This is a genomic window from Micromonospora zhanjiangensis (assembly GCF_042650605.1).
Taxonomy (GTDB): domain Bacteria; phylum Actinomycetota; class Actinomycetes; order Mycobacteriales; family Micromonosporaceae; genus Micromonospora_J; species Micromonospora_J zhanjiangensis.
The window spans coordinates 1-20,667 of record NZ_JBHSBN010000004.1; the positions used below are offsets into that span (position 1 = coordinate 1).

Annotated in this window: 20 protein-coding genes and 2 pseudogenes; 16 read left to right on the plus strand and 6 right to left on the minus strand. The window is 68.6% G+C overall.

Translation table 11 applies throughout. The annotated features are described in order from the left end of the window. Positions 1-217: 217 nt before the first annotated feature. The 6 genes from ACFOX0_RS07675 (at position 218) to ACFOX0_RS07700 (ending at position 6,830) form a co-directional block, all read left to right on the plus strand. Positions 218-997, plus strand: coding sequence for a polymorphic toxin-type HINT domain-containing protein (locus ACFOX0_RS07675; RefSeq protein ID WP_377543124.1), 780 nt, complete (start codon positions 218-220; stop codon positions 995-997). A gap of 81 nt (positions 998-1,078) precedes the next feature. Continuing rightward, a complete protein-coding gene (locus ACFOX0_RS07680) occupies positions 1,079-1,540 on the plus strand; it encodes a hypothetical protein (RefSeq protein WP_377543126.1) in 462 nt (153 codons plus the stop codon). A 411-nt stretch (positions 1,541-1,951) separates the two neighbouring features. Continuing rightward, the gene (locus ACFOX0_RS07685; protein WP_377543539.1) at positions 1,952-2,083 is read left to right on the plus strand and encodes a hypothetical protein; all 132 of its coding nucleotides are present in this window, start codon (positions 1,952-1,954) and stop codon (positions 2,081-2,083) included. A gap of 2 nt (positions 2,084-2,085) precedes the next feature. Then, positions 2,086-2,505 carry an Imm10 family immunity protein gene (locus ACFOX0_RS07690; RefSeq protein WP_377543128.1) on the plus strand — a complete coding sequence of 140 codons (420 nt, stop codon included), beginning with the start codon at positions 2,086-2,088 and terminating at the stop codon, positions 2,503-2,505. 948 nt (positions 2,506-3,453) lie between these two features. Beyond that, positions 3,454-4,596 (plus strand): XRE family transcriptional regulator, encoded by a 1,143-nt coding sequence (locus tag ACFOX0_RS07695; RefSeq protein ID WP_377543129.1) that lies wholly within the window; start codon positions 3,454-3,456, stop codon positions 4,594-4,596. Between the two features lie 644 nt (positions 4,597-5,240). Beyond that, complete coding sequence (locus ACFOX0_RS07700; RefSeq protein ID WP_377543131.1) at positions 5,241-6,830, plus strand: cellulase family glycosylhydrolase; 1,590 nt, start codon at positions 5,241-5,243, stop codon at positions 6,828-6,830. A gap of 137 nt (positions 6,831-6,967) precedes the next feature. Here the strand turns inward: ACFOX0_RS07700 and ACFOX0_RS07705 are convergent, their stop codons facing one another. Further along, positions 6,968-7,591: a TetR/AcrR family transcriptional regulator gene (locus ACFOX0_RS07705; RefSeq protein ID WP_377543133.1), complete on the minus strand. Its 624-nt coding sequence runs from the start codon at positions 7,589-7,591 to the stop codon at positions 6,968-6,970. A 96-nt stretch (positions 7,592-7,687) separates the two neighbouring features. On the opposite strand from ACFOX0_RS07705, the gene ACFOX0_RS07710 reads away from it, so the two are divergent. The 6 genes and pseudogenes from ACFOX0_RS07710 to ACFOX0_RS07735 all read left to right on the plus strand — a co-directional run bounded on the left by ACFOX0_RS07710 (position 7,688) and on the right by ACFOX0_RS07735 (position 11,374). Continuing rightward, on the plus strand, positions 7,688-8,356 hold the full coding sequence (locus ACFOX0_RS07710) for a hypothetical protein (RefSeq protein WP_377543134.1): 669 nt from the start codon (positions 7,688-7,690) through the stop codon (positions 8,354-8,356). A gap of 59 nt (positions 8,357-8,415) precedes the next feature. Beyond that, the gene (locus ACFOX0_RS07715) at positions 8,416-9,096 is read left to right on the plus strand and encodes a DUF4166 domain-containing protein (RefSeq protein WP_377543135.1); all 681 of its coding nucleotides are present in this window, start codon (positions 8,416-8,418) and stop codon (positions 9,094-9,096) included. Positions 9,097-9,173: 77 nt separating this feature from the next. Next, positions 9,174-9,905, plus strand: coding sequence for a DinB family protein (locus ACFOX0_RS07720; protein ID WP_377543136.1), 732 nt, complete (start codon positions 9,174-9,176; stop codon positions 9,903-9,905). 58 nt (positions 9,906-9,963) lie between these two features. Continuing rightward, positions 9,964-10,536 carry a histidine phosphatase family protein gene (locus ACFOX0_RS07725; protein WP_377543137.1) on the plus strand — a complete coding sequence of 191 codons (573 nt, stop codon included), beginning with the start codon at positions 9,964-9,966 and terminating at the stop codon, positions 10,534-10,536. A gap of 90 nt (positions 10,537-10,626) precedes the next feature. After that, positions 10,627-10,950, plus strand: a pseudogene (locus ACFOX0_RS07730) (SDR family oxidoreductase); the annotation flags it as partial. A 241-nt stretch (positions 10,951-11,191) separates the two neighbouring features. Continuing rightward, positions 11,192-11,374: a hypothetical protein gene (locus tag ACFOX0_RS07735; protein WP_377543138.1), complete on the plus strand. Its 183-nt coding sequence runs from the start codon at positions 11,192-11,194 to the stop codon at positions 11,372-11,374. A 29-nt stretch (positions 11,375-11,403) separates the two neighbouring features. Here ACFOX0_RS07735 and ACFOX0_RS07740 read toward each other — a convergent pair whose 3' ends face one another. Beyond that, complete coding sequence (locus ACFOX0_RS07740; protein ID WP_377543139.1) at positions 11,404-11,802, minus strand: nuclear transport factor 2 family protein; 399 nt, start codon at positions 11,800-11,802, stop codon at positions 11,404-11,406. Positions 11,803-12,002: 200 nt separating this feature from the next. Then, a pseudogene (locus ACFOX0_RS07745) lies at positions 12,003-12,932 on the minus strand (AraC family transcriptional regulator); the annotation flags it as partial. Between the two features lie 190 nt (positions 12,933-13,122). On the opposite strand from ACFOX0_RS07745, the gene ACFOX0_RS07750 reads away from it, so the two are divergent. Further along, a complete protein-coding gene (locus ACFOX0_RS07750) occupies positions 13,123-13,557 on the plus strand; it encodes an anthrone oxygenase family protein (protein WP_377543141.1) in 435 nt (144 codons plus the stop codon). 57 nt (positions 13,558-13,614) lie between these two features. Here ACFOX0_RS07750 and ACFOX0_RS07755 read toward each other — a convergent pair whose 3' ends face one another. The 3 genes from ACFOX0_RS07755 to ACFOX0_RS07765 all read right to left on the minus strand — a co-directional run bounded on the left by ACFOX0_RS07755 (position 13,615) and on the right by ACFOX0_RS07765 (position 16,416). Further along, positions 13,615-13,971 carry a hypothetical protein gene (locus ACFOX0_RS07755; RefSeq protein ID WP_377543142.1) on the minus strand — a complete coding sequence of 119 codons (357 nt, stop codon included), beginning with the start codon at positions 13,969-13,971 and terminating at the stop codon, positions 13,615-13,617. Between the two features lie 179 nt (positions 13,972-14,150). Then, a complete protein-coding gene (locus ACFOX0_RS07760) occupies positions 14,151-15,407 on the minus strand; it encodes a family 16 glycosylhydrolase (protein ID WP_377543143.1) in 1,257 nt (418 codons plus the stop codon). Between the two features lie 106 nt (positions 15,408-15,513). Then, positions 15,514-16,416, minus strand: coding sequence for an aminoglycoside phosphotransferase family protein (locus ACFOX0_RS07765; RefSeq protein ID WP_377543542.1), 903 nt, complete (start codon positions 16,414-16,416; stop codon positions 15,514-15,516). Between the two features lie 234 nt (positions 16,417-16,650). Between ACFOX0_RS07765 and ACFOX0_RS07770 the strand changes: the two genes are divergently transcribed. The 3 genes from ACFOX0_RS07770 (at position 16,651) to ACFOX0_RS07780 (ending at position 20,525) form a co-directional block, all read left to right on the plus strand. Continuing rightward, positions 16,651-17,412 carry a TIGR03619 family F420-dependent LLM class oxidoreductase gene (locus tag ACFOX0_RS07770; RefSeq protein WP_377543145.1) on the plus strand — a complete coding sequence of 254 codons (762 nt, stop codon included), beginning with the start codon at positions 16,651-16,653 and terminating at the stop codon, positions 17,410-17,412. An 87-nt stretch (positions 17,413-17,499) separates the two neighbouring features. Further along, on the plus strand, positions 17,500-17,973 hold the full coding sequence (locus ACFOX0_RS07775; RefSeq protein WP_377543146.1) for a carboxymuconolactone decarboxylase family protein: 474 nt from the start codon (positions 17,500-17,502) through the stop codon (positions 17,971-17,973). Between the two features lie 515 nt (positions 17,974-18,488). Then, the gene (locus tag ACFOX0_RS07780; RefSeq protein ID WP_377543147.1) at positions 18,489-20,525 is read left to right on the plus strand and encodes a cellulose binding domain-containing protein; all 2,037 of its coding nucleotides are present in this window, start codon (positions 18,489-18,491) and stop codon (positions 20,523-20,525) included. The last annotated feature ends 142 nt before the right edge of the window (positions 20,526-20,667 follow it).

The window sequence follows — 20,667 nt, forward strand, 5'->3', positions numbered from 1 at the left end:
GCCGCCGCTGGATCACCCGCTGGAAACCCGCCCTCAACGCCTTCGACCTCGCCTTCGACGGACGCCTGTCCGCAGGCCGTAACTGACCTTCACCAATATCGAGTTACACCGTTTTCTTGACACTCCCATCGCCGAAGCCCTGGTCGGCAAGAAATCAAGCGCCGGTGAGGCGGCCGCGGGTTCCTGCAACAGTTTCGTTCCCGGCACAAAGGTCCTGATGTCAGACGGATCGACCAAGGTCATCGAGAATGTCCGAGTCGGGGACACCGTGGTCGCGACCGATCCGGAAACCGGCGAGTCCGGCGCTCGGACCGTGACCCGGGAGATCACCGGTACCGGCAGCAAGGATCTCGTCGAGATCACTGTGGTGGCGGGGGAGGGGGCCGGCGACCGTACTCCTGCCGATGGCGCCACCATCACGGCCACCGACCAGCACCCGTTCTGGGTTGTCAACCTCCACAGCTGGACCGACGCCCGCGACCTCCGACCTGGCGACACGCTGGTCACGCCCGACGGCGCACGAGCCCGGGTCATCGACATCGTCGCCTATGACGCCGTCGCCACCGTCCACAATCTCACCGTCGACGATCTCCACACGTACTATGTGGTAGCCGGCACAACGCCGGTCCTCGTACACAACTGTGATACGGGATCTGCGGAGAAGTTGAGGAATGCTCTAAATGCTGCTGGTGATCTGGAGCCAAGCACGCCGCACTCCCCGCACCATATCGTTGCCGGCAACTCACCAAAGGCCGCTCCTGCGAGGGCGCAGCTCGACCGGTTCGGTATTGGGGTGAACGACGCCGAGAATGGTGTTTGGCTGCCGCGTAGTAGCTCGTCGCCCAATCCTACGGGTGCATCGGTGCACTCCCGGATCTATACCAATGAGTACTACAATTACGTTAACGACCTCATGGGAGGGGCCAGGAACAGGAGTGAGGCGCTGGACGTGATCAACCACGTTAGAAGGCAACTCCAAGGCGGATTCTGGCCGTAGCAACTGCTGTGTCCGCCCCTGTCGCACGATATGCGGAGGGGCGGACCCCCCAACTTGTTGGCATCGCACACGGAGGTTCGAGTGTCGAGCAAACGTCAGGTGGGCGAGGCGGTCGACATCGCTCGCGACCTTGTCGGCGATGAAGTCCCTGCTGGCCCGCCTGTCCCGGCACTGACAGAGTTCGCCCGGAGGTTCGCCGCGACAGAGTTCGATGTCCCGGGTGGCCAGGACTCGGACGGATATCTCTTTCAGTACGGGGAGGTAAACTGGCTTCCAGAACCTACCTTTGTTCTGAGTATGGTGCGACAACTAGAAGTCGTTGACACAAACGGAGAGCATGAGTCCTATGTCCAGGTGCAGTTTGAATATAGGTATTTACTGGATAGCGAGCTCAAAATGGCGGGGAACCATTCGGAGTGGTGGTTCCCTGGCGGTGTAACGCCTCTCGATTCTTGGTTGGATTCCGTGTCAAGGTCGGCGATCGGCGACCTTCTCAGAGTAAAGGAACCACAAGAATTCCTGGTCTGGATGGATCAATCCTGAACGCGCTCGGATGATGGCGAGCACGCGAGCTTCATGTGGTCCCGTTGGGTCGAGTGATCGTGCTGCTTTCCTGGCGACGGGCGTGAATTCGCCAGCAAAGCGGTGGTGGCGCTCGGTAGCGACTGGTTGGCGATGTGTGTCGACTGACGCTGCGGTCTGCCTGTGTTGCCGTCACGGTTGCCGTCAAATGCTTACAACCAATGTCGATATATCGATGGAAAGTGTCTGGGATGGTGGCGGAAGCGGGATTCGGTGGCGTGCCGCGTAGCGGAGCGGCGTCGATCGCCGGGAGTCGGGTTCTGGCCTTGACCGCCCACGCGATCGTCACGGCCTCGGGAGTCAATGGGAGTTGACGCGCTTGGGACTCGTGCGGCTCTGTTGCGTGGGCGCGTGCGCGGTGACGCAGTGACAATGCGAGGCCAGCTTCCGCCCTGCTCAAGGTGCAAGGGGGCGATGAACCGCATGGTCAGGGAATTGGGAGTGTCGGTTACGTATACATGGGACGGGGCCAAGGGTGCCGGAACATGGAAGGCGAAGGGTTAGGGATGAGGCTGACCGCCACAGAGGTCGGGTTCTTTGAGGACTACGAGGACGAGGAGGCGCTTGAGGTAGGCGTCAGCGGGATCGACGACGCTGGCGTTCAGAGGGCATTCTCGATCCAGCGATCCACCTATGAGCCAGACGAGCAGGAAGTGCAGTCTGGAATGGACTCCTACAACGTCTCGAACGAGCAGGGGTTCACGGTTTACGACTGTCTGCGGCGCGTGCGGCTTAACGGCGCGATGCTGGACCTGGAGTTCACAGCTGAAGACGCGGAGATTCTTGAAATCTCGGCTGTCGTGGAAGTGGACCTGCGTGATTCGGGAGTTGACATCACGAACCTGTCCATGAAGCTACGTGAGATCTTGGACTGGGGAGCCCCCGAGAAGCGACCAGAACTGATCGGACTGAACGTTTCCGAGTAGCCGTCTGGTGAGCGCGATTTCGAGTGTCGGGCGATGTTCGTCATTTGCCTTCCGCTCTCCGCCTCCAGATTTGGTATTGAGCGGAGGTCATTGGCTACGGGGCGCCGTGCGAATGGCTTTGATGGGGGGCGTTGCCGAGGCAGCGGCGGTGACGTCAGGTTACGCCAAGGACGGCGGTGCGTGTTCATTGAGGTGACCTCAGCGATTTCCGGTAGATATTTGTACTCGAAGTGGGTCAGGTGCAGGGCTGCGGCGACGAGTCGCCGATTCGGCTTGGGCCGACGGTCAGGGTCCCGGTCCGTCGGGTGGCTTCGGTGATGTCGGTGCGGCCGGGAGGCGTAAGCGTCGATGTACTCCAGCAGGAGATCCGCCCGCTGGGAGCAGTCATGCCGCCGTCGTCTCGGTTGTGTCGACCTGCACGACACCCATGTAGCACGCGCAGGGCAGGGTCGAGATGAGGTCGTAGCCGTGACCGCCGCAGCAGTCACACGGCATCCACACGGCCCTGGACCAGGCCGTGATGCAGGCGGTGGACCGGCAGTTGTGCTGGCCGCAGTGTTGGCAGTAGCCGGCGCAGTTGAGACGCGGCGGCTGGCTCGGGCTGATCCTCGGCGCGCTGGCGGGGTTCGTGCTGGACGGCATCATAAGAATCTTTCGTGAATTGGCCCAGTGCAGCGGTGCCACTACTGAGCGACCGGGTTCGGAAGGTTGACGCGGACCTTGTCTTCACCGACAAGACGCTTACGTCCAATGTCTGGGCAACACCGGAGAAACGGCAGGTGGCAGGGAGGGAACAAGCACTTGTCCCCTCCCTGTCCCCACCTGCGGGCGCATAATTACCGCATGGCGGGTCAGCTGTCGGCAGAGGACGAACGACCGACGTGGGCGCGGCGTCTGCGCGCTGAACGGACGGCCCGAGGATGGTCGCAGACCGAGGCCGTCCGATTGATGAGGTCCCACTCGACCGAGCCGTTGGCGGGCGACGCCAGCCTGCTGTGGAGCTGGAAACGGTGGGAGGCTGGCGAGGTCGAACCCGACGACTTCTACAAGAAGCTCATCGCGCGGACGTTCGGCACCGTCACCGACGCCTTCTTTCCGCGGCCGGCCCGCCGGGACGCGGACGCCGAGTTGATCGCCGGCAGTGGGATGGACACCCTGGAGATCATGTCCCGGCTTCGCGCGTCGGACGTGTCCGCGGCGACGCTCGACGCCCTGCGGATCACCGCCGATCGTCTGTGCTGCGAGTACCCGTACGCCCCGGCTGCCCAACTCCAGATGGAAGGACGGGCCTGGCTGCACCGCATCACCCGGCTCCTTGACGGCCGGATGACCCTGGCGCAGCACCGGGAAGTGCTGTCGCTGGCTGGCCTCGTCGCGCTGCTGCTCGGCTGCGTCGAGTACGACATGGGCCGTCGCCGGGACGCCGAAGTGACCCGGCGAGCCGCGCTGGCGCTCGGCGAGGAGGCCGGCAACGCCGACATCATGGGCTGGGCGCAGGAAATGCGTGCCTGGTTCGCCCTGACCCAGGGCAACTACGAGGGTGTGGTCACGGCGGCCCGGGCGGGCTGCGAAGTTGCCGGCAGTCGCAGCGTCGCGGTTCAACTCGCGGCGCAGGAGGCGAAAGCCTGGGCGCGGATGGGCGACCGGCGGAAGGTGGAGGTCGCGCTCGACCGGGGTCGATCGCTGCTCGACGTCCTGCCCCCACCCGACGACCTTGACCACCATTTCATCGTCGATCCGGCCAAGTTCGACTGTTACGCCATGGACTGCTACCGCGCGCTCGGCGAGGACCGGTTGGCGCGGATGTATTCGACAGAGGTCATCAGCACGTCGACCCGCTTCGACGGGACGTACGGCAAGCCGATGCGGGTGGCCGAGGCGAAGGTGACGCTCGGTGTGGTGGCCGCCCGAAACGGTGACGTGGACCAGGCCGTCGCGCACGGCCGGGACGCACTTGGCGGCGACCGCCAGTCGCTTCCCTCGCTTCTGCTCTGCTCGCGCGAGCTGAGCGGGGTACTCCGATACAACTTCAAGGACGCACCGGTCGTGTCCGAATACTTCGACGAGGTCGAGACACTGGCCCGCAGATGAATTCTGACGCTCAGCCCCGGTGAGGTGAACCTTCCTCGCCCACGCTGCCCGGCTCGCTTCCAGGTCGCGGGTTCCTGGGCCGGAAACGCCCGCCTGCAACTGGCGGGCGGCAACCCGATCCGGGCGGCTGCTGGTGGCCGCTCAGGCTGTGCCGCGCTGCTCATGACGAGGCGAAGTCGAACGCGGTTCAGCCGGGGTGCGGAGTGCCGGGTCGGCGACCCTTGCCGTCCTATCTACTTGCATCTATGCTTTAGCCGCTCCAGGACCTACCCCGCGAGGCAGTGGGTCGGATTGTCGAAGCGCTTCGACAACCCGTTGTGACGGGAGGCCGGCCCGTCGACCGCCTCCTCGCGCGCCCGTACGTGCTCGGTGGGCGCGTCGCCCAGGGCAGAGGGCACAGCGATGCAGCGATCTCCGGGCCATCGCTGACGCCTCGACCGCCGGCCGGCACCACGCCCGGTGGTCACGTTGAGTGCCGACCGCGTTTGTCGCGATCCGGCGGTCACGCGACCGGCCCCGGGTCGACCGGTCAGCAGACGATCACGCCCGCTGTGCCGACGTGTACGGCGGCCGGTTCCTCGCGGATCCGGCGACGTGCCACCGATTGCGGCTCGAACCGTAAGACGTGAAGACAGGAGACACCTATGAGATCAAGATTGAGAAAAATCCAGCTCGCGTTTCTCGCCGGCGTGTTGGCGTTCGCCGGATCCGCCGCCCTGGTGGCGAACTCCGCGTCGGCCGACAGCATGGTCCAGCTGAACGCCTCGCAACTCGTCGCCGACATGGGCGCCGGCTGGAATCTGGGCAACTCGCTTGAGGCCAGCAACAACGGAACCCCCGGCGAGACGGCCTGGGGCAACCCGGTGGTGACGCAGGCCTTCATCGACCGGGTGAAGGCGTCGGGATTCAAGACGATCCGGATCCCGATCTCCTACCTGGGCTACATCGGGTCCGGCCCGAACTACACAGTCAATTCCTCCTGGTTGAACCGCATCCAGGAGGTCGTCAACTACGCCTACAACCGCGGCCTGTACGTGCTGATCAACATGCACGGGGACGGCTACAAGACCGTCAACGGCTCCTGGCTGATCTGCGACTCGTCCAACCAGACGACGATCAAGGACAAGTACCAGAAGGTCTGGCAGCAGGTCGCGACCAAGTTCCAGAGCTACAGCGAGCACCTGATCTTCGAGTCCATGAACGAGGAGTTCGACGGGCAGTACGGCAACCCGACCCAGCCGTGCTACTCGAACATCAACGCCTACAACCAGGCCTTCGTCGACACGGTGCGCAGGACCGGCGGGAACAACGCCTCCCGGTGGCTGCTCGTCCCCGGCTGGAACACCAACATCGACTACACCACCGGCAACTACGGCTTCGTGCTGCCGACGGACCAGTACCGGTCCTCCTCCATCCCCGCCAACGAACAGCGGCTCATGATCTCCGTCCACTACTACGACCCCTGGGACTTCACCGGGGAGGAGAACACCACCATCACGCAGTGGGGGCCGAACGCCACCAACTCCGCCAGGAAGTCGACCTGGGGGCAGCAGGACTACATGGACGCGCAGTTGAAGAAGGTGAACACCTCCTTCGTCTCGCGCGGGTACCCGGTGTTCGTGGGTGAGTACGGTTCGATCGACAAGACGTCGTTCGACTCGACGAACAACAGGTACCGCGCGGACTACGCCCGCACCCTGGTGGCCACCGCCAAGAAGTACGGAGCGGCCACCGCCTACTGGGACAACGGCTACAACGGGCAGTACGGGTTCGGGCTGTTCAACCGGAGTGCCGTCACGGTGACCCAGCAGGGCATCATCGACGCCATCATGAGCGCGGTCGGGACCACCCCACCGACCACGCCGCCCGTGACGACTCCGCCGACCACCCCGCCGGTGACCACGCCGCCGGTGACGACTCCGCCGCCGGCCGGCCGGTCCTGCTCGGCGTCGTACACGGTGGTGGGGAGTTGGCAGGGCGGCTTCCAGGCCGAGGTGAAGGTGACCGCCGGTGGTTCGGCGATCAGCGGTTGGACGGTGACCTGGACGTACGCCAACGGGCAGCAGGTGACCCAGGCGTGGGGTGCGACGGTGACCGCCAGCGGCTCGGCGGTGACCGCCCGTAACGTCAGTTACAACGGTGCGATCAGCGCCGGCGGCAGCACGACCTTCGGCTTCCTGGGGTCGTCGACCGGCACCAACAGCGTCCCGTCGTTGTCCTGTACGGCCAGCTGAACCATCCCGTGGACCGAGCGGGCCGGGCGTCGCGGACGCCCGGCCCGCTCGGCGCGGACATCCCGGGTTGCGGTCCAGAGCCGGCGACGCTGACCGAAGGGCAGCCGCCGCCACCGCGGTCGGCCCGACGGAATGACCTACGCGGCCCGGCGTAGCTTCGCGCGCAGGGCGCGCCGGGCCACCGGGCCGAGATCGTTCATCGTCTCCACGAGCAGGGCCACCCGGTCCAGAGCGTCCAGTGCGGCACGGGCCGCCTCGGGGGCCACCCCCTCGTACAGTTCCAGGCCGATGAACGCGGCGCTCACCGCCCGGGCCAACGCTGCGGGGTCGAGCAGGCCGGCGGCCGGGGAGGTGGCCAGCAGCCGGTCGATGGTCTGCTCGATCGGTGCCACCCACAACTCGAGTGCGGTCGCGGTGGCCTCGGCCAGTTGGGGGTCGTTCTGAGCGCCGGCGAGCATCTGTGCCAGCACCCGCACATTGCCGTGGGCGCGCTCCTCGGCGTGCAGGTCGCGGCCCGCGGCGAGGAGTTCGCGCAGGTCGGCTACCTGGTCGAGGCGCTCGGTGAACGCGGCGACCCGGGCCCGGGTGGCCTCGACGCTGGCTGCCCGGAGCAGGTCGGTCACGCTGCCGAAATGGTAGAAGACCAGGGCCTGGCTCACGCCGGCGGTGGCCGCGATCGTCCGGGCCGAGGTGCCGGCGATGCCGTGGACGCGAATCGTCTCGATCGCCCCGTCGATCAGTCGCTGTCGCGTGTCGGCCACGACACCACGGTACGCAGTCTTGAGCGACCGCTCAAATCGGAGTAGCGTGCCGTCCTGAGCGATCGCTCAACTTCGTACCGCGGTGCGGGAGGGGTCATGGGGCGCCGGATCTACGTCGAAACGCTGATCCGGGCCGACCTGGACGCGGTGTGGCGGCACACCAAGGACCCGGACCGCCACACCCGCTGGGACCTGCGCTTCACCCGGATCGAGCACCTGACGGCGGAGCGGTTCCACTACCGGACGACGCTGCTACCGGGGCTGCACATCGACGGCTTCGGACTCACCCGAGGGGCGCGGAAACGCCCGGACGGCAGCGCGCTGTCGGTGCTGCGGTTCGGCTGCGACGACCGGCGGTCGCTCATCGCCCGGGGCGGCGGCTACTGGCGGTACGTGCCGACCCCCGCCGGCGTCCGCTTCCTGACCGCGTACGACTATCGGCCGCGCTGGGGCCCGGTGGGCCGGCTCACCGATCGCGCCTTCCGCCCGGCGTTCGGCTGGGCGACCGCGTGGTCGTTCGACCGGCTGCGACTGTGGCTGGAGGACGGCATCAGCCCGGCGGCGAGCCGCTGGTGCTGGATCGCCGAGACCGTGGCCCGGACGGGGCTCGTCGTCGCGGCGTGGTGGTTCGGCCCGGTGCCACTGGTCGCCGCGCTCGGCCTGCCGCCCTCGCCCTGGACGCCGGCCGCCCGGCGTTGTCGCCGACGCCCGTCGACGGAGGCCGGCCGCCGGAGTCGGTTGCCCGCCGCGACCGACTCGCCATGACCTCTCGCTCGCCACCTTCGGTCGCGGCCCCGCGCCGCGGTAACCGGGAAAGGACCGGTATGCACGGGATCTTCCGCCAGGCGCTCGGTGCGGATTTCGAGCGGCTGCACCCCGAAATGCAACGACGCTTCGCCGTCTCGGCGACGGCCGGAACCGCCTGCGTGGGGACCGGGGTGATGGACCGCATCTGGCACGGCGGCCGCCACCTCGTACCGTTCCTCCGGCTGGGGGCTGGCCGACACATCCTGTTCCCGGAACGCGGCACCGACGTGCCGTTCACCATCGAGAACTACGGCTACCGGGACCGCTTCGGCCGGGAGACGGTGACGTTCGTGCGTACTTTCGAACTGAGCCGGATCCGCCGCCGGTTCGACGCCACGATGGTCTACAGCCCGGCGCGTGGCCGGATCGTCGACTTCCTCGGCACCCACCAGCACCTCGCGGTGGACCTCCAGGTGAGCGTCGACACGACCGGTGGGTTGCGCATCCGCAGCGGCCAGCAGCGCCTGACCGAAGGTTTCGTCCGCTGCCGGGTGCCGGACGCGCTCACCGGCAGGGCGACCCTGCACGAGTGGTACGACGAGGCGGCGGCCCGCTTCCGCATCGACGTCCGGGTCACCAACCGCCGCCTCGGCCCGATCTTCGGCTACACCGGCAGCTTCACCACCCGGTACGTGGACACGAGCCAGGCACCGGTTCCCGCGGCCGTACGACCACTGCGGGAGAACCCGAACGACTAGGTTCGCTCGAGTCGGCACCGCCAAGCGGGTCGTACCCCTGGGTTACCCTCGCCGCGACGTGCTGACGGGAGGCGGGGATGGCTCAGGACCAGGACACGGCGTTCGCCGACAGGGACCTGCGGGGTGCGCGGTTCGACAGGTCGACGCTGGCCGGGGCGGTGATGCGCGGCGTCGACGTGCGTGGGCTCGACATCGACGCGCCCTGGCTGGGCGACGGCGCGCTGCTGGTCAACGGGGTCGACGTCGCACCGTTCGTCGAGACCGAACTCAACCGGCGGTTCGTCGGCCGCGAGTTGCGGCGCGCCACCGACCCGGACGGCCTGCGGGCGGCATGGGCGGCGCTCGAACGGGCCTGGGCCGAGGCGGTCGACCGGGTCCGGTCCATGCCCGCCGGCGCCGTCGACGTCTCGGTCGACGGCGAGTGGTCGTTCGCGCAGACGCTGCGCCACCTCGCGTTCGCCGCCGACGCGTGGCTCGGCAAGGCGATCCTGGGGTTGCCGCGGCCGTTCCACCCGCACGGCCAGCCGCACGTCGAGTACGAGACGGACGGTTTCGACATGGCGGTCTTCGCGACGACGACGCCGAGCCTGGCCGAGGTGCTCGCACTGCGGGCCGGGCGGCAGGCCATGGTGCGGGACTTCCTCGCCGACGTCACGCCGGAGCGGCTCGCCGAGCCTCGGCGGCACCCGTGGGCAGCCGAACACCAGGTGTCGGTCCTGCACTGCCTCCACGTGATTATCGGTGAGGAGTGGGAGCACCTCCGCTTCGCGCTGCGCGACCTCGACGCCCAGGAGCAGGCTCAGACGTAGGGCGTGAGCCCGCAGAACGATCGTGCCCATCATCGACGAGGCAAGGGGAGGAGCACCGGTGGCGCGTACGCGGCTCTATCTCGTCCGGCACGGCGAGCAGGATCCGGCCGCCGGCCACGCTCCGGACGGTGGTCTCTCGCCGCTGGGCCGCGACCAGGCGGACCGGCTGGGCCGGCGCATCCACGCGGTGCCCTTCTCGGCGATCCACCACAGCCCGCTGGCTCGCGCGGTCCAGACCGCCGACATCGTCGGCCGGCATCTCCCGCGGGTGCCCCGACACGAGTGCGACCTGGTCGCGGACCGGACGCCGGTGCCGTCCGTCGCCGAGCGTGACCGGTATCCGCAACGGTGGCATGCCTGGCTCGACGGTGTGCCGGACGACGAGCGCGACGTGAGCACGGCCGGGCTGCGGACCGCCGTCGAGCACTTCGGCGTCACCGGCGACGACGATCGGCACGAACTGCTGATCACGCACAACTTCGTGATCGGCTGGTTCGTCCGGCACGTGCTCGACGCCCCGGTGTGGCGGTGGATCGGTCTCAACCAGGACAACTGCGCGATCACCGTCGTGCAGTGGGATTCCGACCGACCGCCGACCCTGGTGAGCTTCAACGACACCGGGCATCTGTGACGCAGGCGGCATCCGTCCGACCCTTGCCCTGAAGTCCGGTTCAACTCCTACCGTCGACGGACGAGACCGGCGAGCCGACGGGGGACGGGCATGGACGGGACGCGGACGGTACTGGTGACCGGGGGTACCGGGCGGGTCGGTGGGCAGGTCGTCGCCCAACTCGCCGGGGCGGGGGACGTACGGGTCCGGGTGTTGTCCCGGGACCCGGCGCGGGCGTCGGCGGTGCTGGGGCCGCGGGTCGAGGTCGTCGGCGGTGATCTCGCCCGGCCGGACACCCTGGGCGGCGCGCTGGACGGCGTGGACGCGGCGTTCCTCGTCTTCCCGTCGGTCGTCGCCGACCCGGCGGCCCGACCGTTGGTGGCGACGATGGCCGAGCGCGTCCGACGCGTCGTCTACCTGTCCGCCCACGGCGTGCCGGACGACCCGGGCGGTGTGGCCGACCCGGGCGGTGTGGCCGGCCCGGGCGGTGTGGCCGGCCCGGGCGGTGTGGCCGGCCCGGGCGGTGTGGCCGAGTCGGACGGGACCATTCTCGGGTCGCACGCCCACCTGGAGGGTCTGATCGCCGGGTCGGCCGCCGAGTACGCGTTCCTGCGCTCCAGCGGGTTCGCCGCGAACACGTTGGCCTGGGCGGGCGGCCGCCGAACTCTTCCCGTCGATGCCGCCGGAGGTGGCCGCCGGGATCGTCGCCGGCCATGCCGCGATGGTCGAGCGGCCCGAGCCGGTCACCGACACGGTCCGGCGGCTGCTGGGCCGGCCCGCGCTGACGTACGCGCGATGGGCCCGCGACCACGCCCGGTACTTCACCGACGAGCGGCCGCCCGGTACGCCGGACCGGTAGGCCGGTCGACGCTCACGGCGGTGCCGGCCTCACCCGCTCAGGCCGGCGTCGTCGCCGTCGGCCGGGCTCACGTGGGCCGCGATGAGGCGCCAGCCGCCGTCCGTACGGACCCAGGTGCGGGTGTAGCGCACCCGGGCCCGGAACGGCTCGCCCGCGATGGCGCCCTCCAGCGTGCCGAGGAACCACGTCACGCCGGTGTCACCGACCACGAGCGCCGTCAGGTCCTCCTCGTCGACGCGGGTCATCGACTGCCGGCCCGAGCGGTGTACGAGCAGGTCGTCGTGCTTGGTGTAGTGCCTGCCGTCCGGCCCGGTGAATACCAGCCGGTCGTCGATCAGCCGATCCAACGCGGCCACGTCCGACGCCAGTTGCGCCCGCTGCAGGCGCCGTTCGGCGTCCCGCAGTTCCCGCGTCGCCTCGTCGTTCACTGAACCGTTTTCAACCTCCCCTTGCGGGCCGTCGTCAGCGGAGGTCGGAGGCGGCGCGTGCGCGCCGCGCGGTTCAGGTTGACAAAGGTTCACTCCGCCTCCGCGAGCCAGACCACCCGGGACCGGATCCCGGCCGGGTGCCGGGAGCCGGTGCCGCGCGGCTGCCAGGTCGGCCGGTCGTCCGGCGAGCGGGCCGAGACCGCCTGGTTGCGGTACTCCTGCGGGCTCATCCCGCGTTCGCGTTTGAACGCCGCGCTGAGCGCGAACGAGCTGCCGTAGCCGACCCGCCGGGCCACCGTGCCGATGGTGACGTTCGCGGTGCGCAGCATGTCCGCGGCCAGGGTCAGCCGCCACCCGGTCAGGTACGACATCGGCGGCTCGCCGACCAGCTCGTTGAACCGGCGGGCGAGGGACGCCCGGGACACGCCGGCGCCGACGGCCAGGTCGGCCACCGTCCAGGCCCGCGCGGGATCGTCGTGCAGCATGCGCAGCGCCGGCCCGACGATCGAGTCGCTCTGTGCCTGGTGCCAACCCGGCGCGCCCGCGTCCGGCGAGGCGAGCCAGGCCCGCAGCACCGACACGAGCAGCAGGTCCAGGATGCGGTCGAGGACCAGTTCCTGGGCCGGACCGGTGCTGGTCATCTCGTGCCCGAGCAGGTCGACCAGGGTACGGTCGCCGGCCGCGGCGGGCCGGATCAGCAGCGTCGGCAGGGCGTCCAGCAGGCGGCGGCTGATCTCGCTGTGCATCTGGTACGTGCCGCTGAGCATGACGGTCTCGCCGTCCAGGCTGTCGCCCCAGGTGCGGACGCCCAGGTCCATCAGCTCGCTCTGGTCGGTGCCGTCGACGGAGGTGCACCGCTGTCCAGGATGGATGACGACCTGCACCAGGGTCTTCGGGTGGTCGGCCACCGTGTACGGGTCCGGCCCCCGCAGGATGGCGACGTCGCCCGGATGCAGCAGGGTCGGTTCGTCGTCGCCGGGGGTGATCCAGGCGCTGCCCCGCACCAGCGTGACCAGGGACAGCGGTGCCTCGTCCTGTATCCGCAGACACCACGGCGGGTTCAGGATCGACCGCAGCAGGAAGGCCCCTCGGGCGCGCGGGCCGTCCAGCAGGCCGGTCAGCGTGTCCATGGCCCCAAAGTACAGATCACTCGGGCCGGTGGCTAGACGATTGAACATGGGTTCGAGCCTTTCAACCATGGTCCGTCCAGCCCGGACCGGCTTGACTGGGGGACACCGCGAAGCCAATCGAAGAAGGGGGACCGGCATGCCGGACCTGCGGACGACGACCTTGTTGATCGCTGCCCTCACGCTGGGACTCATGGCCGGTCTGTTCTACGGGTACGCCGGCTCGGTGCTGCCCGGTCTGCGCGGCGCCGACGACCGGGTCGCCGTGGACGCCATGCAGCGGTTCAACGTCGCGATCCAGAACGGGCTGTTCGGGCTGATCTTCCTGGGCGCCCTGATCGCCAGCGGTCTGGCCGTCTACCAGAACGCCGACCGGCGGTCCGTGTTCGTGCCGACGCTGGTGGCCCTGGTGCTCTACGCCCTCACGCTGCTCATCACGTTCGCGGTCAACATCCCGCTGAACAACCGCCTCGCCGCCGCCGGGCCGGTGCACCGGATCGCCGATCCACGCGCCGTGCGGGCCGCGTTCTTCGGCCGGTGGACCCGGTGGCACGCGCTGCGGACGCTCACCTGCGCGGGCGCGTTCGCCGCGGCCTGCTGGGCCCTGGTGCAGCATGGCGGCAACTGAGCGGGTGGCCTGCCTGGCGCGGGCGTTGACGCTGCACGGCAGGGGCCGCGACCGAGGCTACGGGCAGATGCCCCGGTTGCCCGTCATCGAGGAGAAGTTCTCGATGGACATCCAGCCGTAGGTGCTCGTGCCCGCGACGCGCCCGTACATCCAGGGGGTGCCGTACTCGTTGAAGGACAGGCACCAGAAGTAGAGCTTGGTGCCCTTGCCGAGGAATGCGACGTTCCCGCAGTCGGAATAGGGGGCGACCTTCAGGTTGTAGCCGCCTTTCATGATGCCGTAGCCGTCACCGTTGTTGGTGACTCCCGGCGACCTGCAGGTGTGACTGGCCTGGGCGGCCGTCGGAACCGCGAGGCCCAGCGTGGCACCGAGTATTCCGGTCGCCGCGATGCTCGCCAGCTTACGAAAAGGCATGGCATTCCCCAGGGTCGGCCCGGCAGGTGAAGGTCCCACTATTGCATCGACGAGTGTTTATGTGAATAGCTTGTCATGATCGCGACATGTTATTGCAATTCATCAATTGCCTGTGATAAACGGGCCGGCGCCCCCGCCGTGGTGGGAGCACCGGCCCGGTCGCCGTCCGGTGGTGCCGGTCAGTAGCGGGACCACTTCTGGTTCGCGCCACCGGTGCAGTCCCACAGCTGGAGCTTGCCGCCGTTGCCGGCGACCGCGTCGCGGACGTCGACGCACCGGTTGGCGCTGAGGTTCACCAGGTCGCCGGCCCCGTTGAGGGTGAAGCGCTGCACCGGATTGCCGTTGCAGGTGACGAGGTTGACCTCGGTGCCGTTGGCGGTGCCGGCCCAGGCGGGATCCATGCACTTGCCCATCGCCCGGACCGTGCCGTCACCGGCGAACGTCCACTGCTGCGCCGCGGTGGTGTTGCAGTCCCAGATCTGCAGCTTCGCGCCGTCGACCGGGTTGGCGCTGGGGATGTCGATGCACCGGCCGCTCTGCGCCCCGCGCAGCCGGGTCGTGCCGCCCGGGTCGCCGCCGCCCGAGGTGTAGCCGGACACCCGTACGTAGTCGACGAGCATCTGCTGCGGGAAGGCGGTGGAGCCGTCCGGGTTACCCGGCCAGTTACCGCCGACGGCCACGTTGAGCAGCATGAAGAACGGGTGGTCGTAGACCCAGCGGTTGCCGCCGAGCCGGCTCGGGTCGACCCGGAAGTACTCGACGCCGTCGAGGAACCAGACGATCGAGTTGGGCTCCCAGTCCACCCGGTAGACGTGGAAGTCGTCGGCGAGCGGTGCGCCGATCGTGCGGCCGCCGCCGATGCCGCCGGCGCCGGAGTAGCCCGGACCGTGGATGGTGCCGTGGACGGTGGTGGGCTCCCGGCCGATGTTCTCCATGATGTCGATCTCGCCCGAGTTGGGCCAGCCGACGCTGCCGATGTCGTTGCCGAGCATCCAGAAGGCCGGCCAGATGCCCTGCCCACGCGGAATCTTGATCCGCGCCTCGAACCGCCCGTACGCCTGGTTGAACGTCGCGGAGGTCAACAGCCGCGCGGAGGTGTACTCGCAGCGGCCGTAGTGGCACTGGTAGTTGTTCGGGTTCTCCCGGCGCGCGGTGATGACGAGGTTGCCCTGGCCGTCCTGCACGGCGTTGCTGGTGCTGTTGGTGTAGTACTGCAACTCGTTGTTGCCCCAACCGCCGCCGCCGATGTCGAACCGCCACTTGCTCTGGTCGACGGGCGTGCCGGCCGGCGCGTTGAACTCGTCCTGCCAGGTGATACCGCCGATCGCCGCCCGGGCGGGCCCGGTCTGGTCCGGGCCGGTGAGCGCGGCGGTGACGGCGGTCAGGGCGACCGTGGCCAGGGCGAGCGCCCGGCGGACGGCCCTTGTTCTGTTCACGGGGGTCTCCTCGGGTGTGGGGACGGGGGCCGGTGGGGGGACCGGCGGGGTCCTGGAGAGCGCTCTCCAGTGAAGTGTGTCGATACTAGCGTATCTGTCAAGACTGTTAACTATTTCCTGGAGACTCGGCCGCCAGGATGCGGTCCAGCGTCCGTCGACCCATCCCGCTCATCGCCGGGTTACTGTCCACGTAGTACCAGTGGGCGCCCATCGCCTGTTGGAAGGCCCAGGCCCGGCCCCGTTCCCATTCCAGGTCGTCGCACCCGAGAGCCGTCCGGAACGCCTGTCGAGGTCCCGCGTCGAGCAGGTGCCAGCCGGCCACCAGGTCCAGGGCCGGGTCGGCCGGCCCCAACCCGCCCGCGTCCAGCACCCCGGCCAGCCGACCGCCGGCCACCAGCACGTTGCCGGGAATCAGGTCACCGTGGTTCATCACGTCCGCCCCGCCCCGCGGCAACTCCCGCATGACCCGCCACAGTCGGCGCAGCCGGGGTACGTCCAGCAGATGTTCGCTCTTGTCGAAACAGGTCTCCAGCCACGCGTCATGGCATCGGAGGTCGCCACCCCGGCCACCGCCGGCGAAGACCCGGCCGCGCGGGTCGATCGCGCGCACGGCGAGGATGAACTCGGCCAGATCGTGCGCGAATCCCACCGACCGGGCCGGGTCGTCCTCGGTCGCCACCACGCCCGGCAGCCAGGTCTGCACCGACCACGGCAGCGGATACCCCGCTCCCGGCTCGCCCAACGCGACCGGTTCCGGTGTCCGGAACCGGGTCCGGCCCAGCAACTCGCGGGTGGCCTCCGCCTCCGCCGCCAGCCAGCGCCGCGCCGCCCCGATGTCCTGGGGCTGCAGCGGGAAGCGGGCCGCCAGCCGGTCGCCGATGCGGAAGATGGCGTTGACCGTCCCCTGCGACGGCACGCTCCGCACCGGCAGGTCCCGCCACCGCGGGAACTGCTCGGCCACCAGCTCGCGCACCGTCCCGACCGGCACCGACAGTTGATCCGCATGCATCCGTCGCACGCCGGCAGCATTCCCGGTCCGGTCTCCGCCGACAAGCGAGTTTCGCCGGGTATGCGATCGAGGTGATCGCCCGGCCCTACCGGTAGCCGGTCGTGGCCGGGCGACCGTCCGTTCCGCCGGCAGGGTCAAGACCCCGGGCGGCGGATCTTCTGTGATCCCGCCAGCGGCGCCCGCCGGTCGGGCGGCCTAGCGTTGCCCGTACCAGGCAGGGTCGGAGGTGCGGCGATGAAGTTCGCGGTCAACTACAGCACGCCGTTCTACGGCGTCGATCCGGACCGGGTCGCACCGTCGCTGCCGTTCGCCGACCCGCTCGACCTGCTCGCCTTCGTCGCCGCGGCCACCAGCCGGCTGCTGCTCGGCACCGGCGTGCTGCTGCTGCCGTACCACCACCCGGTGGTCCTGGCCAAGCGGCTGGCCACCATCGACCTGCTGGCCAAGGGCCGGCTGCGGTTGTTGACGGTGGGCCTGGGCAGCCTGCCCGGTGAGGCGGACGCGATGGGCGTCGACTTCCGCAGCCGGGGCCGCCGCGCCGACGAGGCGATCGACGTGCTGCGACTGCTCTGGGCCGGCGACGAGGACGGGGTGGACTTCCACGGCGAGTTCTTCGACTTCGACAAGCTGTGCAGCTTCCCCAAGCCGTACGGGGGAACCGGGTTGCCGATCCACGTCGGCGGGTCGAGCCGGGCCGCAGCCCGGCGGGCCGGGCGGCGCGGCGACGGTTTCTTCCCCGGCGGCGCGCTGCTGCCGGACGAGCGGGCCGCGCAACTGGACCTCGCCCGGCGGGCGGCCGCCGAGGCGGGCCGCGACCCGGACGCGCTGGAGTACACCCGCCGACCAGCGCCGACCCGGCCGAGCAGCGCGACCAACTCTCCGCGTTCGCCGACCGGTTCGGCCTGCGCGACGCCGCCTGACCGCACGGCCGCCGCCGCCCGATCCTCGCTGCCGCGGTCAGGCCGTCGCGCCGGCCCGGCGCGGCGCCAGCCGTAGCCCGAGACCCGCGTCACACCCTGTCAGTTCTCGGCGGGCTGTTCTGTCGTACCTGTGTAACCACAGGCAACGGCAGAGGAGCCCGCCATGCACGCCCGTATGAACATCTTCGAGAACCCGGCAGCAGCCAAGATCGTGAAGCAGATCGCCGTGGTCGGTCCGATGCTCGCGAACTCGACGCTGCCCACCGCGACGCGGCATCTGGTGGAGATCCGGGCCAGCCAGATCAACGGCTGCGGCGCGTGCACCGACATGCACACCAAGGAGGCCGCGCACGCCGGGGAGACGGCGCTGCGGCTCAACCTGATCGCGGCCTGGCGGGAGGCGACGGTCTTCACCGACGCCGAGCGCGCGGCGCTGGAACTGACCGAGCAGGGGACCCGGATCGCCGACGCGGCGGGCGGCGTCCCGGACGAGGTCTGGGAGAACGCCGCCAAGCACTTCGACGAGGACCAGCTCGCGAACCTGGTCATGCTGATCAGCCTCATCAACGCCTTCAACCGGATGAACGTCATCCTCAAGCAGCCCGCAGGGCACTACCGGGTCGGCATGCTCGGCTGACCCGGAGCGACTCCCACGGCCCGGTCCCGGCCCGCGTCGCGCGGGTCAGGGCCGGGCCGTCCAGGTCACTGGTCCAGTCGCCCCAGCGCGGCATGACCAGCGTGAATCCCGTACGGACCAGCCGGCGGCCGACCGTCCGGCTCAGGGCTCTGCGCCGGTCGTCGGGGTCGGCTTCGGAAACTTTCGCGGTCTGGCCCGATACTTTCTGGCCCACAGTCCGCTTTTCCATTGACGAACATCGACGTCACGGCGTAGCGTACTGCGTGAAAGTTTTTCGTCGAAGCCGTGCCCCCGCTCCGAATTCCCCTTGGCAAGGAAAACGGAGCGGTGATCAGAGCGATACAGAAAGGCCGGTTCGTTCGCCATCCTCACCCGGGTCAACCGGATCGCCACATGGCAGGCCGGCGCGAACGCCGGCGCGATCCTGCTGAAGCCGGGCTGATCTGTTCCGCCGGCGCCGCAGTCGTCTGTCCGGCCGTATCGACAAACGCCGTCAATCACCGGGAAAGGTCCCTATGAAGAACAAACGTCTCGCGATCTGGGCAGCGACCGCTCTCCTCGCCCTCGGTGGTGTCGGGGCGGGAGTCCTAGGGGCGCCGGTCTACGGTGCGACCACCGCGGCTGGGACTGGCTCGCCCGGCCTGGCCGCCGGCGGCTGCGTAGCGGATCCCGCCCTGCGCGGCGCCACGAAGAGTCCGCTCTACACCGTCACGACGGACGGTACGCCGCTGTTCGTCGAGAAGATGACAAAGTACGCCCCTGAGATGCAGGTGCATTATGCGCACTGCTCGATGGCGGGAGCGGGCACGGCCCAGTTCTCGGTCACTGTCGCCGAGAGCTTCAGCTCGTACACCGTCAGCCCCAAGAGCCGGAAACTCGCCGTTGCCCGCAGCGGCAACACCATCACCTTCAACAGCGGCCCGAACTACCTAATCGTCCAATTCGACGCCAAGGAACTGCTGTTCATCCTGATCGACGCGCCTGAGACGAACGCGCCCCAGTTGGGGGACGCCAACGTCAAGAACCTCGCCGACTACGGCGTCGACAACACCGGCGCGACCCTGGTCACGGCAAAGATCCAGAGCGCCATCGACGCCGCGTCCGGGGCGACCCGGAACGTCCTGTACGTGCCTCCGGGCCGGTACCAGGTCGGCGAGTTGTGGATGAAGAGCAATATGACCCTCTACCTGGCCACCGGTGCGGTCCTCTACGGCTCGAACCAGAAGGGGGACTTCAACACCGGCAGCGGTGGGGTGAACATCGAGGGCATGCAGCACGCCTCCCTCCGGATGTTCCGGGTGAGCAACGCCAAGCTGCTGGGCCGCGGTGTCATCGACGGGAACGGGAAATACCTGCGGGCACAAGGCATCAACCTGGCCCTGCTGAAGATTGAGGAGAGTTCCGACATCCTGGTCGACGGCGTCACCGTACGCGACTCCAGTTACTGGAACACGCTCGTCTACCGCAGCGACAAGGTCACCATCAAGAACTACAAGCTGATCAACTGCCGGCCCACGACGGGGTACAACAACACCGACGGCGTGGACTTCGACGAGTCGACCAACAGCCTGCTGACGAACGCGTTCCTCTACACCGGTGACGACAACATGGCGACCAAGAACGAGTTCGCCAACAGCGGCACGATCAACACCAAGAACGTGATCCACGAACACATCGTCTGCTACAGCAACTCCGCCTGCGCGAAGATCGGCACCAAGACCGAAGGAAGTTCGATGGACGGGATCGTCTTCCGCGACATCGACGTGGTGAAGGCGGGGCGCTCGATGGTGATCGACGCGGTCGACACCGCCGTCGTCTCGAACACCCGATGGGAGGACGTCAGGGTGGAACAGACCGACAGCCTGATCGACCTGCAGGAGGATCGCCCGCCGTCCTGGCGCACGGTGAAGAACACCTCGACGATCCGGGACGCCTACTTCACGAACGTCTCCTCAGACGTGAAGAAGGTCGTCAACCTGCACGGGCGATCGTCGAGCGTCAATATCAACGGCGTGCACTTCAGCAACTTCACCGTCCAGGGCAAACCGGTCACCAGCCAGACCGACCCGGACGCGAGCTGGAACATCAACTCCTACGTCTCGAACATCACCTTCTCCACGGCGCCGCCGCCCACCACCCCGGTGCCCACCACCCCGGCGCCCACCACGCCGGCGCCGACCACGCAGCCGCCCACGACGCCGCCGCCCACCACCTCACCTCCGCCGAGCCAGTCGGGCGCCTGCGAGGTGGGCTACACGATGAACTCATGGAGCGACGGATTCACCGCCAGTATCCACATCACCAATCGCAGCGCATCGACGATCAACGGTTGGACCCTGGTGTTCACCCTGCCCAGTGGACAGACCGTGACAGGCGGCTGGAACGCCACCTTTACGGGCTCCAGTGGTCAGATCTCCGCACGCAACGTCTCGTACAACGGGACGCTGGCAGCAGGCGGATCCACCGACATCGGCTTCCAGGCCACCCACACCGGCAATACCGGCAAGCCCGGCTCCTTCACCCTCAACGGCGTCAGCTGCGCCCTCTCCTGAAGGACACATCGACGCAGCCGGTGGAACCGCGCCCGGGACGGGGCCCGGTTCCACCGGCCGGCCTCGCGCACCTGGCCAGCGACCGAATTTGACCCGACACCTACTGGTGCGGTGTCGGTTAACCCTCGTCCGAGGGGGTCAT

Bases quoted from the DNA above. Each gene is read 5' to 3' on its own strand.
- ACFOX0_RS07770 (WP_377543145.1), top strand. From the start codon at position 16,651: ATGAAGTTCGCGGTCAACTACAGCACGCCGTTCTACGGCGTCGATCCG.
- ACFOX0_RS07765 (WP_377543542.1), bottom strand. From the start codon at position 16,416: ATGCATGCGGATCAACTGTCGGTGCCGGTCGGGACGGTGCGCGAGCTG.
- ACFOX0_RS07715 (WP_377543135.1), top strand. From the start codon at position 8,416: ATGCACGGGATCTTCCGCCAGGCGCTCGGTGCGGATTTCGAGCGGCTG.
- ACFOX0_RS07700 (WP_377543131.1), top strand. From the start codon at position 5,241: ATGAGATCAAGATTGAGAAAAATCCAGCTCGCGTTTCTCGCCGGCGTG.
- ACFOX0_RS07755 (WP_377543142.1), bottom strand. From the start codon at position 13,971: ATGCCTTTTCGTAAGCTGGCGAGCATCGCGGCGACCGGAATACTCGGT.
- ACFOX0_RS07690 (WP_377543128.1), top strand. From the start codon at position 2,086: ATGAGGCTGACCGCCACAGAGGTCGGGTTCTTTGAGGACTACGAGGAC.
- ACFOX0_RS07780 (WP_377543147.1), top strand. From the start codon at position 18,489: ATGAAGAACAAACGTCTCGCGATCTGGGCAGCGACCGCTCTCCTCGCC.
- ACFOX0_RS07695 (WP_377543129.1), top strand. From the start codon at position 3,454: ATGAGGTCCCACTCGACCGAGCCGTTGGCGGGCGACGCCAGCCTGCTG.
- ACFOX0_RS07710 (WP_377543134.1), top strand. From the start codon at position 7,688: ATGGGGCGCCGGATCTACGTCGAAACGCTGATCCGGGCCGACCTGGAC.
- ACFOX0_RS07775 (WP_377543146.1), top strand. From the start codon at position 17,500: ATGCACGCCCGTATGAACATCTTCGAGAACCCGGCAGCAGCCAAGATC.
- ACFOX0_RS07750 (WP_377543141.1), top strand. From the start codon at position 13,123: ATGGCCGGTCTGTTCTACGGGTACGCCGGCTCGGTGCTGCCCGGTCTG.
- ACFOX0_RS07720 (WP_377543136.1), top strand. From the start codon at position 9,174: ATGGCTCAGGACCAGGACACGGCGTTCGCCGACAGGGACCTGCGGGGT.
- ACFOX0_RS07735 (WP_377543138.1), top strand. From the start codon at position 11,192: ATGCCGCCGGAGGTGGCCGCCGGGATCGTCGCCGGCCATGCCGCGATG.
- ACFOX0_RS07685 (WP_377543539.1), top strand. From the start codon at position 1,952: ATGCGAGGCCAGCTTCCGCCCTGCTCAAGGTGCAAGGGGGCGATGAAC.
- ACFOX0_RS07675 (WP_377543124.1), top strand. From the start codon at position 218: ATGTCAGACGGATCGACCAAGGTCATCGAGAATGTCCGAGTCGGGGAC.